The sequence below is a fragment of the Mycobacterium sp. genome (assembly GCF_032161845.1).
In the GTDB taxonomy this organism is placed as follows: Bacteria; Actinomycetota; Actinomycetes; order Mycobacteriales; family Mycobacteriaceae; genus Mycobacterium.
Genome location: NZ_JAVRQA010000114.1, coordinates 36759 through 49810, shown reverse-complemented (window position 1 = coordinate 49810; position 13052 = coordinate 36759). Strand labels below are relative to the sequence as shown.

General features: G+C 65.6%; 17 protein-coding genes. 12 read left to right on the top strand and 5 right to left on the bottom strand.

Annotated features, from left to right (window positions below):
• Positions 1-597, top strand: a 597-nt coding sequence (locus QOD90_RS07265) for an RNA polymerase sigma factor (protein WP_325675778.1), incomplete at its 5' end; no start/stop codon positions are given.
• Here the strand turns inward: QOD90_RS07265 and QOD90_RS07260 are convergent.
• A complete protein-coding gene (locus QOD90_RS07260; protein ID WP_526348116.1) occupies positions 594-1379 on the bottom strand; it encodes a hypothetical protein in 786 nt (261 codons plus the stop codon). The genes QOD90_RS07265 and QOD90_RS07260 overlap by 4 nt on opposite strands.
• An 88-nt stretch (positions 1380-1467) precedes the next feature.
• On the opposite strand from QOD90_RS07260, the gene QOD90_RS07255 reads away from it, so the two are divergent.
• Both QOD90_RS07255 and QOD90_RS07250 read left to right on the top strand, forming a co-directional pair.
• Positions 1468-1857: a methyltransferase family protein gene (locus QOD90_RS07255; RefSeq protein WP_526348114.1), complete on the top strand. Its 390-nt coding sequence runs from the start codon at positions 1468-1470 to the stop codon at positions 1855-1857.
• On the top strand, positions 1854-2225 hold the full coding sequence (locus QOD90_RS07250; protein WP_526348112.1) for a RidA family protein: 372 nt from the start codon (positions 1854-1856) through the stop codon (positions 2223-2225). Before QOD90_RS07255 ends, QOD90_RS07250 begins: the two co-directional genes overlap by 4 nt.
• Here the strand turns inward: QOD90_RS07250 and QOD90_RS07245 are convergent.
• Positions 2210-2578 carry a DUF952 domain-containing protein gene (locus QOD90_RS07245; protein WP_526348110.1) on the bottom strand — a complete coding sequence of 123 codons (369 nt, stop codon included), beginning with the start codon at positions 2576-2578 and terminating at the stop codon, positions 2210-2212. The genes QOD90_RS07250 and QOD90_RS07245 overlap by 16 nt on opposite strands.
• A 136-nt stretch (positions 2579-2714) precedes the next feature.
• Between QOD90_RS07245 and QOD90_RS07240 the strand changes: the two genes are divergently transcribed.
• Positions 2715-2906: a DUF7455 domain-containing protein gene (locus QOD90_RS07240; protein WP_526348108.1), complete on the top strand. Its 192-nt coding sequence runs from the start codon at positions 2715-2717 to the stop codon at positions 2904-2906.
• A 61-nt stretch (positions 2907-2967) separates the two neighbouring features.
• A complete protein-coding gene (locus QOD90_RS07235; RefSeq protein WP_526348106.1) occupies positions 2968-3975 on the top strand; it encodes a YhjD/YihY/BrkB family envelope integrity protein in 1008 nt (335 codons plus the stop codon).
• Here the strand turns inward: QOD90_RS07235 and QOD90_RS07230 are convergent.
• A complete protein-coding gene (locus QOD90_RS07230) occupies positions 3965-4201 on the bottom strand; it encodes a DUF3039 domain-containing protein (protein ID WP_526348104.1) in 237 nt (78 codons plus the stop codon). The genes QOD90_RS07235 and QOD90_RS07230 overlap by 11 nt on opposite strands.
• A 90-nt stretch (positions 4202-4291) precedes the next feature.
• Here QOD90_RS07230 and QOD90_RS07225 point away from each other — a divergent pair, with 90 nt between their 5' ends.
• The 3 genes from QOD90_RS07225 to QOD90_RS07215 all read left to right on the top strand — a co-directional run bounded on the left by QOD90_RS07225 (position 4292) and on the right by QOD90_RS07215 (position 6675).
• A complete protein-coding gene (locus tag QOD90_RS07225) occupies positions 4292-4690 on the top strand; it encodes a DUF3099 domain-containing protein (RefSeq protein ID WP_526348102.1) in 399 nt (132 codons plus the stop codon).
• Positions 4691-4840: 150 nt separating this feature from the next.
• Positions 4841-5800, top strand: a complete 960-nt coding sequence (locus QOD90_RS07220; RefSeq protein ID WP_526348127.1) for a sigma-70 family RNA polymerase sigma factor — start codon at positions 4841-4843, stop codon at positions 5798-5800.
• 185 nt (positions 5801-5985) lie between these two features.
• A complete protein-coding gene (locus QOD90_RS07215) occupies positions 5986-6675 on the top strand; it encodes an iron-dependent transcriptional repressor DtxR (RefSeq protein ID WP_526348100.1) in 690 nt (229 codons plus the stop codon).
• Here the strand turns inward: QOD90_RS07215 and QOD90_RS07210 are convergent.
• Positions 6672-7721 (bottom strand): DUF4192 family protein, encoded by a 1050-nt coding sequence (locus QOD90_RS07210; protein ID WP_526348098.1) that lies wholly within the window; start codon positions 7719-7721, stop codon positions 6672-6674. The genes QOD90_RS07215 and QOD90_RS07210 overlap by 4 nt on opposite strands.
• Before the next feature lie 169 nt (positions 7722-7890).
• Between QOD90_RS07210 and sthA the strand changes: the two genes are divergently transcribed.
• Positions 7891-9297 (top strand): Si-specific NAD(P)(+) transhydrogenase, encoded by a 1407-nt coding sequence (sthA, locus tag QOD90_RS07205; protein WP_526348096.1) that lies wholly within the window; start codon positions 7891-7893, stop codon positions 9295-9297.
• On the opposite strand, the gene QOD90_RS07200 is transcribed toward sthA, so the two are convergent.
• On the bottom strand, positions 9298-10113 hold the full coding sequence (locus QOD90_RS07200; protein ID WP_526348094.1) for a trypsin-like serine peptidase: 816 nt from the start codon (positions 10111-10113) through the stop codon (positions 9298-9300).
• A gap of 147 nt (positions 10114-10260) precedes the next feature.
• On the opposite strand from QOD90_RS07200, the gene QOD90_RS07195 reads away from it, so the two are divergent.
• The 3 genes from QOD90_RS07195 to QOD90_RS07185 are packed head-to-tail and all read left to right on the top strand — an operon-like array spanning position 10261 to position 13052.
• Entirely contained in the window at positions 10261-11244 is a 984-nt protein-coding gene (locus QOD90_RS07195) for a proteasome assembly chaperone family protein (RefSeq protein WP_526348092.1), read from the top strand.
• 53 nt (positions 11245-11297) lie between these two features.
• On the top strand, positions 11298-12320 hold the full coding sequence (locus QOD90_RS07190; protein WP_526348090.1) for an alpha/beta fold hydrolase: 1023 nt from the start codon (positions 11298-11300) through the stop codon (positions 12318-12320).
• Between the two features lie 33 nt (positions 12321-12353).
• Positions 12354-13052, top strand: a complete 699-nt coding sequence (locus QOD90_RS07185) for a PhzF family protein (RefSeq protein WP_526348088.1) — start codon at positions 12354-12356, stop codon at positions 13050-13052.

The window sequence follows — 13052 nt, the reverse complement described above, 5'->3', positions numbered from 1 at the left end:
GCGGTCGAGAAGTTCGACTACACCAAGGGTTACAAGTTCTCGACCTACGCGACGTGGTGGATCCGTCAGGCCATCACGCGCGCCATGGCCGACCAGGCCCGCACCATCCGAATCCCGGTGCACATGGTCGAGGTCATCAACAAGCTCGGCCGCATCCAGCGTGAGCTGCTGCAGGACCTGGGCCGCGAGCCCACGCCAGAAGAGCTCGCCAAGGAAATGGACATCACGCCGGAGAAGGTGCTGGAGATCCAGCAATACGCGCGTGAGCCGATTTCCCTGGACCAGACGATCGGCGACGAGGGCGATAGTCAGCTCGGTGACTTCATCGAGGACTCCGAGGCCGTGGTGGCCGTCGATGCCGTGTCCTTCACGCTGCTGCAGGATCAGCTGCAGTCGGTACTCGAGACGCTCTCGGAGCGCGAAGCCGGCGTCGTGCGGCTGCGGTTCGGGCTCACCGACGGCCAGCCACGCACGCTCGACGAGATCGGGCAGGTGTATGGCGTGACTCGTGAGCGCATCCGTCAGATCGAGTCGAAGACGATGTCGAAGTTGCGCCACCCCAGCCGTTCTCAGGTGCTGCGCGACTACCTCGACTAGCGGCGCGCGCGAACCTTGTAGGTCGCGGGCCACGACTCACGGGACTCGTCGCCCGTCAGGGGCACTCCTGCGGTGCCGAGGCTGACGTCGTAGGCCTCGAGACCGGCACCGACTTCGCGTTCGGCCTTCTCCCTGGCCAGATAGTAGAGCTCGTCGATGGCGAGCTCCCGGAACGCGACGAACGTCGTCCGGCGTACCGCGTCGGGGCTGTTCGCCGCGGCGATCATCCGATCGGTCAGCACGCGCGAGGCGATGGCTGCGCAGCCCAGCAGCAGGAACGGCACCACCCAGTAGCAGACGAACGACAGCGGGGTTCTGGTGTCCAGAATCGTGGCGTCGCCCTGCACGATCGGGGGGATCGCCGACGACACGGTCATGCCCGCGAAGGCCCCGACCCAGATCCACGTCACCAGGGTGGTGATCCGGCCGAAGAGGTCGCTTTCGGTCACCTCGACAGGCTGATCGGCTTCGGCGAACTCGCGCACGAAGGGCCTGCCGAGCAAGACGCCGAGCAGCGCGACGAGCAGGATTCCGACGTTGCTCAGCGGCTGGATCCACCGCTCCATGACCGACTGACTCAGCGCGAACGTCAGCACCGTCAACACCGAAAACGTTCCGATGGCACCGATTTCGAGCGTCTTGCCCGGCCGCCCCCGCACGCGGCCCAGCGCGAACGACAGCACGGCGATGGCAAGCGCTGCCAGCACCGCGGCCGTGAACGGGACGTTGCCGACCAATACCCAATAGACGATCCACGGCGCGAAGCCGGCCAGAATTCCCACGATGGGCAGTTTAGGTAGGCCTTCCCGCTCGCGGGCGCGAACCCCTCCGTCCGGACAGCATTCTGACGGGTCCCGATATGGTCGATCCATGACCGGCACTGCGAAAGCGCCGCCCAGTTGGCTCATCGATGGCTTCGGCCGGGTGCGCAAGGCTCTCGACTTCGCGAGTCGCTCGGCAGTGCCGCCCAACGTCGCACTCTTCGAGATGGCTCAAGGCGCGTGGCTCACCCAGGCGCTTTACGTAGCAGTGAAACTCGGCGTCCCCGACGCACTACGGGACGGGCCGCTGACTGCCGACGAGGTTGCCCAGCGGGTCGGCGCCGATCCCGGGGCGACGTACCGCCTCATGCGCGCACTCGCCAGCATTGGGGTGTTCACACTCCGCAACCTGTTGTCCCGTACAGGTTTTCGCCTGATTCGGGTCATCCCGACCGCGGGCCCCATGTCCTTCGTCGAAGCCATCCCGGCGTCGCCATGACGGCACGTCGAATCAACGTCTCGTCGGGATCGACCTTCGAAGCCGACGTCGGATATTCGCGCGCCGTCCGCATCGGCCCCATGGTCGTCGTCGCAGGAACTACCGCACCCGGCGACGACGTCGAGACTCAGACCCGGGAGGCGTTTCGCCGCATCGAGATTGCGCTGGCCGAGGCGGGCGCCGCCCTGTCCGACGTCATCCGCACCAGGATGTACGTCACCGACATCGCCCGGTGGCGGGAAGTCGGTGCCGTGCACGCGGAGGTGTTCGGCGCCATTGCGCCCGTGGCGACGATGGTCGAGGTATCGGCGCTCATCGCTGCGGACCTGTACGTGGAGATCGAGGTCGACGCCTACGTCTCGCCATGAGTCAATTGGGCGAACCGCCCGTCGGCATCCGGCACGTATGGCGTGACACTCGTCACAGCAGCGACGGGAAGTGGCCCGTACAGATGGGGAAAGGTCATGGCCTCGGGGTCTGACGCCACGCCGGCCTCCCACCGCACCGGGGCGCCCAACAGGTCGGGGTCCAGTCGGAGCACTACCATGTCGCCGCGGCCTGCGAACAGCCGGTTGGCCGGCAGATGCACCTGCTCGGGCGCCGAAAGGTGAACGAAGCCTTCACCGTCCAACGACGGCGGTCGGCGCTCCCCCGCCTCCCTGGCCCGTTCCCACTCGGCCGCCGTGCACAGGTGGATCAGAATTCGCGGCGACGGGATCATGCAGTCAGTGTGCCCGGGCCGCAACTTCGCCCGCGCGTGAGACACGACACACCGGTGAACGACCGGGGAACAAGGCCGGAAGCCAAAACGTCTGACACAGTGGACCTACGCACGCAGCAGATATGGAGGTAGCGCCATGAACGCAACTCTGACCAGTCCTCAGCTGACTCGGGCTGACCGCTGCGACCGATGCGGTGCTGCCGCCCGTGTCGTGGCGAAGTTGCCGTCGGGTGCCGTGCTGCTCTTCTGCCAGCACCACGCCAACGAGCACGAGGCCAAGTTGGTCGAACTCGCCGCCGTGCTGGAGACCAGCTCGATCGAGTCGTAACGACACAACTGAGCGACCACTGCGCGCGCGCCGGCGCATAGTCGTGAATGCTGGTGTGGTCATGAACGACGAGCACTCGCCGGCCAAGCCATCTCGGCATCATCTTTGGCGCATCACCAAACGCACTCTCGCCAAGAGTTGGGACGACTCCATCTTCTCGGAGGCCGCCCAAGCCGCGTTCTGGTGCGCGCTGTCGCTGCCCCCGCTGCTGTTGGGGATGCTCGGCAGCTTGGCCTACATCGCACCGCTGTTCGGTCCGGACACACTGCAGACGATCGAAGACCGCCTGGTCAGCACTGCGGGCAGCTTGTTCTCGAGCAACGTGGTCAACGAGATCATTCAGCCGACGGTGTCCGACATCGTCGCAGGCGCCCGCGGCGAAGTGGTGTCACTCGGGTTCGTCATCTCGCTGTGGGCGGGTTCCTCGGCGGTCTCTGCGTTCGTGGACTCCGTCGTCGAGGCACACGACCAGACCGAACTGCGGCATCCGGTCCGCCAACGCTTCTTCGCCCTCGGCCTGTACGTCGTCGGGCTGGTGTTCGTCATCGCGACGGCTCCGCTTCTTGCGATCGGCCCGATGAAGATCGCCGAGCACATTCCGGAGAGCTGGCAGAACGTCCTGAGCTACGGCTACTACCCGGTGCTGTTCGTCAGTTTGGTGGCCGCGATCAACATCCTGTACCGGGTGGCACTGCCGAATCCGCTTCCCTCGCATCGCCTCGTGTACGGGTCGGTGCTGGCGGCCTTCGTCTTCCTGGTCGCGACCCTGGGCCTGCGGGTGTATCTGACGTGGATCACTGCGACCGGGTACACCTACGGAGCGCTGGCGACGCCGATCGCATTCCTGTTGTTCGCCTTCTTCCTCGGCTTCGCGATCATGATGGGGGCTGAACTCAACGCCGCGATCCAGGAGGAGTGGCCCGCCGCGGATACGCACGCCAAGCGGCTGCGGGGCTGGCTGGAGGACAAGGCCGAGGAACTCAACGGCGACACGGCCCGAGAAGAACCGGTCGCACACCCCGATGCGGGCATGGGCGCCGCCGACGACCGACCGGCGACTACTTCTTGAGCTGCTGGTAGATCCGCTTGCAGTCCGGGCAGACCGGCGATCCGGGCTTTGCCGACTTGGTCACCGGAAACACCTCGCCGCACAGCGCGACGACATGCGTGCCCATGACGGCACTTTGGGCGATCTTGTCCTTCTTCACGTAGTGGAAGAACTTCGGCGCATCGTCGTCGGTCCCGTCGTCGACTTGTTCGTCGGTCTCGGTGCGCTCGATGGTCTGGGTGTCCATGCCGTTCATTGTGCCTGGGATGGCGTCGGTAATAAACAGGACAGCTCCCGGCACGGTTAGACGTGGGCGAGATGTGGAACAGTGGCAAGTATGAAACACGGCCCCGAGCTGAGTTTCGACGACGATGGTCGACCGGTTCTCATCACGCGCGCGGCGCAGCCCTATGACGAGCAGCATCGTGAGCGGGTACGGAAGTACCTCAAGATCATGTCGTGGCGCATTCCTGCGCTCCTCGGAGCCGCCATCGCCTACGGCATCTGGCACAACGGGCTGATCTCGTTGGCGATCCTGGTGGCCTCCATTCCCCTGCCCTGGATCGCCGTCCTGATCGCCAATGATCGACCGCCACGACGAGCCGAAGAGCCCCGGCGATACAAGAGTCAGGGACGCATCCCGCTCTTCCCCACCGCAGAACGCCCCGCCCTGCTGGCCCCTGAGCAGCCTTCGCCGCAACCGGAATCGACGGAACCGAAGCACGACGTTCCGTGATGTGAGAGTTCTTCGCCTATTCTCAGGAGAATCTCAGGTCACGGGCAAATAAGTGCAGGTCAGAAGGTGTGAAACCGGCACCCCGCGGGAACTCTTGGAACAACGCGAGCGTTATAGCTCATGACAGTTCCGCCCACGCAGGAGGCCGTAATGGCAAACGCCACCGCAAGCCGCATCGATTCTGATCTGGACTCCCAGAGCCCAGCCGCAGACCTGGTGCGGGTGTATTTGAACGGCATCGGCAAAACTGCCTTGCTCAATGCGGCAGACGAAGTAGAACTCGCGAAGCGCATCGAAGCTGGGCTTTATGCGCAGCATCTGCTGGCGACGAAGAAGCGACTCGGCGAAAGCCGCAAACACGAACTCGCGGCCGTGGCCCGCGACGGCGAGGCGGCCCGCCGCCACCTGCTCGAGGCCAATCTGCGACTCGTCGTGTCCCTCGCGAAGCGCTACACCGGCCGCGGCATGCCGTTGCTCGACCTGATCCAGGAAGGCAACCTCGGGCTGATTCGCGCGATGGAGAAGTTCGACTACGCCAAGGGATTCAAGTTCTCCACCTACGCCACCTGGTGGATCCGCCAAGCCATCACGCGCGGCATGGCCGATCAGAGCCGTACCATCCGGCTGCCCGTCCACCTCGTCGAGCAGGTCAACAAGCTCGCCAGGATCAAGCGGGAGATGCATCAGAACCTCGGGCGGGACGCCAGCGACGAGGAACTGGCGGAGGAGTCCGGCATCCCCGCCGAGAAGATCGCCGATCTGCTGTCGCACAGCCGCGACCCGGTAAGCCTGGACATGCCGGTCGGCAGCGACGAGGAAGCCCCCCTCGGCGACTTCATCGAGGATGCCGAGGCGATGTCCGCCGAGAACGCGGTGATCTCCGAGCTGCTGCACACCGACATCCGGCACGTGCTGGCCACCCTCGACGAGCGCGAGCAGCAGGTGATCAGACTGCGGTTCGGCCTCGATGACGGCCAGCCCCGCACCCTCGACCAGATCGGCAAGCTCTTCGGGCTGTCGCGGGAACGGGTACGTCAGATCGAGCGCGAGGTGATGGCGAAGCTGCGCCAGGGCGAGCGCGCCGAGCGGCTTCGCTCGTACGCCAGCTAGACCTTCTCCGACCCGCCTCCGAGTGATGCCCGCCGCGACCTGCGGCGGGCATCACCTTTTGGCGGGGCCCGGGCCCATTTGAGCTGAACGGAGCGCCCAGGCAGGATCACACTGCGTCGCCGCGATGTTGCAGCCCAGTTCAAGCGCACTCACCGGTAGACTCGAAACGCAACGGAGGGCTGCGAATGAACGATTTGATCGACACCACCGAGATGTACCTGCGGACGATCTACGACCTTGAAGAAGAGGGCGTCGTACCCCTGCGTGCCCGAATCGCCGAACGCCTCGAGCAGAGCGGCCCGACGGTGAGCCAGACGGTGTCCCGCATGGAGCGGGACGGACTGCTGCACGTGGCGGGCGATCGGCACCTCGAATTGACCGACAAGGGCCGGGCCCTTGCCGTGTCGGTGATGCGCAAGCACCGGTTGGCCGAACGACTCCTCGTCGACGTCATCGGGTTGCCATGGGAAGAGGTCCACGCCGAGGCGTGCCGCTGGGAACACGTCATGAGCGAAGACGTCGAACGACGCCTCGTTCAGGTGCTCGACAATCCGACGACCTCCCCGTTCGGCAATCCCATTCCCGGACTGTCCGACCTCGGCGTCACGCTGTCCGACTCCGATGACGTCAGCCTGGTGCGGCTCACCGAATTGCCGTCCGGCTTCCCCGTCGCCGTCCGCGTGCGTCAGCTCACCGAACACGTCCAGGGCGACGTCGAGCTGATCGCCCGGCTCAAGGACGCGGGCGTGGTGCCCAATGCCCGGGTGACCGTACAGGTCAGCGAGCATGGCGGCGTGATGATCGTGATTCCCGGCCACGAACAGGTCGAGCTTCCCCACCACATGGCGCACGCGGTTCGGGTCGAGAAGGTCTAACCCGCCCGCCGGCCCATACCTTGACGAGGCGGTAGGCGCACCCCGAGGCGTTTGGCCAACCGGTAGCCGGTCTGCGCCAGCTCCCGGATCTGCTCGGGCCGCATGCCGGACTGCAACGCCTGATCCAACATGCGCGCCATGCGATGACCCTGGTCGCCGAGCAACGCCGCTTCCAGCGACACCCCCGCTAGCGGGCCATCACCACGCGCGTAGGCCGAAAACGCAAGCAGCACAAGTGCTTCGGTTCGCCACGGATCTGGCAACGTCCGCGCCAACGACGCCCACAGAGCTTCAGCACGGTCTGCCTCGCTCCCGACCGCGAGCGCGTACAGCGTGTCGCGGACGCGAGGGTCGGTGAAACCGCAACCCAGCCTGGCCAGATCGTCGTCGTCGGGGACCAGCCCCTCGGAGAGTCCGCGGCCCATCGCCAGCGCATGCTCCACGTCGCGCCGGGCATCAGCATCGGGTCGCAGCTCCCCGTCGTGCTCAGCGCGCAGCATCGCTCCGCGCAAGGCCTCCGCGCGCACCGGATCGACCGGCGTGATTACCTCCTGCAGCTCGGCGCGCTTTGCGTACAGCGGGCGCCCGTCGAGTACCGCGGCGGCGGCCAAGGGCGACGACATGGGGTCCTCGATCGTTCCCTCGCCCGGTCGTCCGTCAGCACGGTGCCACCGCCCCCCTGCCACCAATCTGTCGACGACGTAGGCGGCGAGCAGCTCGACGCCCCGTCCATCCAGCTGCTGCTCCAAGACGGCGGCCAGAAATTGATGCTCTTCGAGGCACATGAGGCACGAGGCGCCGTCGTTGTCGACGATCACGGCGACAGCGGCATCGGGCCCGTTCCCCGCGGCGACGTCGGCCATGTGGGCCAGTGAGCCGACGAGCCCCGCCGAGAGGTCCACGCGCATGACACAGCCCAGTTCCCCGTCCTCGAACGTGACGAGCACCAGTGACTTCTCCGGTATGAAACCGAGTACGGCAGGCAGTGCGGCGATCAGCGCGGCGGGCGAGTTCAGGTGGAAGTCGGATGTTCCGAAAGGCGTCATGGGCCGAACTTCGCAGCACCCGCTCACTGAATTGGTCACCACGCGTCGGTGAAACGGCCAGTTGTGGATGAAGCGCGATCTGGGGATGACGGTCGTTGTTCACGCGCTTTTGACGTAGTCGCCATGCACGATGGCGCCAGGCGGCGTACACCTGTTCATCATGGGTTCCATGCAGGAATACGACCTCGTCGTGATCGGCTCCGGTCCCGGCGGCCAGAAGGCTGCCATCGCCGCGGCCAAGCTCGGCAAGTCCGTCGCCGTCATCGAACGCGGGCTCATGCTCGGCGGTGTCTGCGTGAACACCGGCACCATCCCGTCCAAGACGCTCCGCGAGGCAGTCGTCTACCTCACCGGCATGAGCCAGCGTGAGCTCTACGGGGCCAGCTACCGCGTCAAGGACAAGATCACCCCCGCCGACCTCCTGGCCCGCACCCAGCATGTGATCGGCAAGGAGATCGACGTCGTCCGCTCACAGCTGATGCGCAACCGCGTCGAGCTCTACGTCGGCCACGCCCGCTTCATCGACGCACACACCCTGCAGGTGGAGGATCCCAACCGGGCCGAGAGCATCTCCGTCAGCGGCCACAACGTCGTAATCGCAACGGGCACAAAACCGTTGCGACCGGAGGGCGTCGAATTCGACGAGTCGCGGGTACTCGACTCGGACGGCATCCTGGACCTCAAGACCATTCCGACGTCAATGGTGGTCGTCGGGGCGGGGGTGATCGGCATCGAGTACGCGTCGATGTTCGCCGCGCTCGGCACCAAGGTGACCGTCGTCGAGAAGCGCCCCACGATGTTGGACTTCTGCGATCCCGAGATCGTCGAGGCGCTGCGCTTCCATCTCCGCGATCTGGCTGTCACGTTCCGCTTCGGCGAGGAGGTCACGGCCGTCGACGTCGGCGCCTCGGGCACCGTCACCACCCTCGCCAGCGGCAAGCAGATTCCCGCGGACACCGTGATGTACTCCGCAGGCCGCCAGGGCCAGACCGAGAAACTCGACCTCGAAGCGGCTGGACTGGAGGCCGACAACCGCGGTCGGATCTTCGTCGACGACAACTATCAGACCAAGGTCGACCACATCTACGCCGTCGGTGACGTCATTGGATTCCCAGCACTGGCCGCCACGTCGATGGACCAGGGCAGGCTGGCGGCCTATCACGCATTCGGCGAACCCTGTAAGGGCATGACCGAATTGCAGCCGATCGGCATCTACTCGATCCCCGAGGTGTCCTACGTCGGAGCGAGCGAGGTCGACCTCACCAAGGATTCGATTCCCTACGAGGTGGGAGTGTCACGCTACCGAGAGCTGGCGCGGGGCCAGATCGCCGGCGACTCCTACGGAATGCTCAAGCTTCTCGTTTCCACCGAGGATCTGAAGCTGCTTGGCGTCCACATCTTCGGCACGAACGCCACCGAGATGGTGCACATCGGCCAGGCCGTGATGGGCTGCGGTGGCACGGTTGAATACCTCGTCGACGCGGTCTTCAACTACCCGACGTTCTCCGAGGCCTACAAGGTCGCGGCACTGGACGTGATGAACAAGTTGCGCGCGCTGAGCCAGTTCAAGGCGTGATCAGCAGTCGTCCTCGAAGGCGGACGGTGCGTCGTCACCCGGCCCGCGTGCCTCGGCCCGCTCGATCAACTGCTTGATTGCGTCGCCGAAGGGCGGCGTATAGGAGACGTTCTCCTCGCAGCCACCGCCCTCCAGTCCGCCTGTGATCCCGACCACCGTCGAGGCGGACAGCCACGGCGCCCCGCTGGTGCCGTCGACGAGGCCGGCACACCGAATCGAGGGATACCCGCGCTCGAGAGCGGCCATGTGCGCCGTACATCCGACGGGCGGTCCCCCCACGCCAAGGGCATAACCCGTCACGACGACGTCCGTCCCGACCGGTGGACTCGATCCGATCGTCAATCCCCCGCCCACCGCGGCCTCGACCGAGCCACCGTCGGGACGACTGACCCTGGCGACGGCGAAGTCGGCAAGCGGACTTTGGGTCGCCACCCAGCGAGGATCCAAATACACCGCGTCGATGTGCCAAAAGTCCTGCGGCTCAGCACTTTCGGCGAACGCCGGCACGAATGATGCGTCGATGCCGTCAGCCATGCAGTGCGCCGCGGTGAGGATGAGATCGCCCGTCGTCGAATGAAGCACCGAACCGGTGCACGCATGCAACGACTGCCCGCCGAGAAAGATCGCACCGACCCGAGGATCCGGGGCCACCGGGACTGCCGTCACCGTTGCCGTTGCGGTCACCTTGGCCGCCGCGGTCACCGATGAGGATGACGAGGACGGGGCCACGGACTTCTGTCCCGACCCAGCGGGCCCGGTGCACGACGGTGCGACGGCCGCGCAGGCGGCGAGCAGAAGGTACCCGGCGCGGCGCATGAGCACCGATCTTGCCCGAAGAATCCGGGTGCGGCAGCGTGCGGCGGAATGCACCGGTGGCGGCGGGTTGTTCCAACGATGCGTGGGGCCGTGCTGGCAGGAACCTCGAAGTGCGGGACACTAGACGTCAAGAGGAGGTGAGGCAGCATGGCTGATTACCCAGAGAACCCGGGGCAGCACTACCAACCCGAACAGACCGGGATCTACGAGCTGGAGTTCCCCGCACCCCAGTTGTCGTCGGAGGACGGCCGCGGCCCGGTGATGATTCATGCCCTTGAGGGGTTCTCCGACGCGGGGCACGTCATCAAGATCGCCGCCACGCATCTGAAGGACACGCTGGACACCGAACTGGTGGCATCCTTCGCGATCGACGAGCTGCTCGACTACCGGTCCCGGCGACCCCTGATGACCTTCAAGACCGACCACTTCACGCATTACGACGATCCCGTACTCAACCTGTACGCGCTGCACGACAGCGTCGGCACTCCGTTTCTCCTGCTGGCGGGGCTGGAACCCGACCTTCGGTGGGAACGGTTCATTACCGCCGTGCGACTGCTGGCCGAGCGACTCGGTGTCCGTCAGGTGATCGGGCTCGGCACCATTCCGATGGCGGTGCCGCACACCCGCCCCGTCACCATGACGGCGCATTCCAGCGACAAGGAACTGATCGCCGACCACCAACCCTGGGTGGGCGAGGTGCAGGTGCCCGCCAGCGTGTCGAATCTGCTGGAGTACCGGATGACGCAGCACGGCCACGATGCGGTCGGCTACACCGTTCACGTGCCTCACTACCTGGCTCAGACCGACTATCCGCCAGCCGCGGAGGCGCTGCTGGAGCAGGTTGCCAAAACGGGCTCTCTGCGACTTCCCCTCGATCAACTCGCCGAAGCGGGCATGGCAGTCCACACGAAGATCAACGAGCAGGTCGCCTCCAGTGACGAGGTCGCTCAAGTGGTGACGGCACTGGAGCGACAGTACGATGCGTTCGTTGCTGCTCAAGAGAATCGATCCCTGCTGGCGCGTGACGAGGATTTGCCAAGTGGCGATGAACTCGGCGCCGAATTCGAGAGATTTCTCGCCGAGCAAACCGGAGACGACTCCGCAGGCGGGGGCGGCAGCGCAGGGTCTTAATTGGCCGCCCGACCACTTTGGCCGGGCCGGCCCCGACGACGAAGTTGGTGATCGTGACGGAGCGAAAGCCCAATCTGCGACCCGTGCGCGAGCTCACCCCGACGCTGCACTACCGGACCATCCATGGATATCGGCGCGCGTTCCGGATCGCTGGATCCGGGCCGGCCATCCTGCTGATCCACGGCATCGGTGACAACTCCACGACGTGGAGCACCGTGCAGTCCAAGCTGGCCCAGCGATTCACCGTCATCGCCCCGGACCTCCTCGGCCACGGCAAGTCCGACAAGCCACGCGCCGATTACTCGGTCGCTGCCTATGCCAACGGGATGCGGGATCTTCTCAGCGTCCTCGACATCGAACACGTCACCGTCGTCGGCCACTCGCTCGGCGGCGGGGTCGCCATGCAATTCGCCTACCAGTTCCCACAATTGGTGGACCGGCTGATCCTCGTCGGCGCCGGCGGGGTGACCAAGGACGTCAACGTCGCACTGCGGATCGCGTCGATGCCTCTGGGCACCGAGGCGCTGGCCCTCTTGCGGCTGCCCCTGCTCCTGCCCGCCCTGCAGCTGGTGGGGCGCGTCGGCGGCACGTTGTTCGGTTCCACCGGGGTCGGCCGCGACATTCCGGACATGCTGCGGATCCTTGCTGACCTCCCCGAGCCCACGGCGTCCGCAGCGTTCGCCCGGACGCTGCGCGCAGTGGTCGACTGGCGCGGCCAGGTGGTCACCATGCTCGACCGATGTTATTTGACCGAATCCGTTCCCGTGCAATTGATCTGGGGTTCTCAGGACTCGGTGATCCCGGTCAGTCATGCGCGCATGGCCCACGCTGCGATGCCGGGCGCGCAACTCGAAGTCTTCGAAGGATCCGGCCACTTCCCCTTCCACGACGATCCCGATCGCTTCGTCGAGATCCTCGAGAAGTTCATCGGATCGACCGACCCGGCCATCTACGACCAGGAGGCGCTGCGCAATCTGCTGCGCAACGGCGTTAGCGAGAACGGCCTGACGGGAACGATCGACGACCGCGTCGCGGTGCTCGACGCGATGGGAGCCGACGAACGCAGCGCTACCTGACCGTCCGCGGCGGCCTCGACGTAGCATCGGCTGATGGCCTTGGACGTGACGGTGTTGCGCGTGTTCACCAATTCCGATGGCGACTACGGGAATCCCCTCGGCGTCGTTGACGCCAGCCTGGTGGCACGTGCCGATCGGCAGCGGGTCGCCACCGAATTGGGTTACAGCGAAACGATTTTCATCGACCTACCCGACTCGGGTGCCAGCACCACCACGGCGCACATCTTCACGCCAACGGTGGAGCTGCCGTTCGCCGGGCACCCGACAGTCGGTGCATCGTGGTGGCTCAAGGATCGCGGCACGCCCGTCAACACCCTCCACGTGCCTGCCGGCATCGTGCAGGTCTCCTACGACCAGTATCCCGACGGCGAATTCACGGTGATCAGCGCGCGGGCCGAGTGGGCGCCCGACTTCTCGATCTATGACCTGGATTCCGTCGAACGTGTGCTCGCCGCCGATCCAGACGATTACGGCGATGCCGTCGAACACTACGTCTGGGCGTGGATCGACAAGGCCGAGGGAACCATCCGGTCGCGCATGTTCGCCAACGAGCTGGGCATTCCGGAGGACGAGGCGACGGGAGCGGGAGCCGTCCGCATCACCGAGTACTTGAGTCGCGACCTCGCGATCACACAGGGCAAGGGTTCTGAGCTTCGCACGACTTGGAGTGCGGACGGTTGGGTGAAGGTCGCTGGACGCGTCGTCGACGATGGTGTTCGGCGACTCGACTGA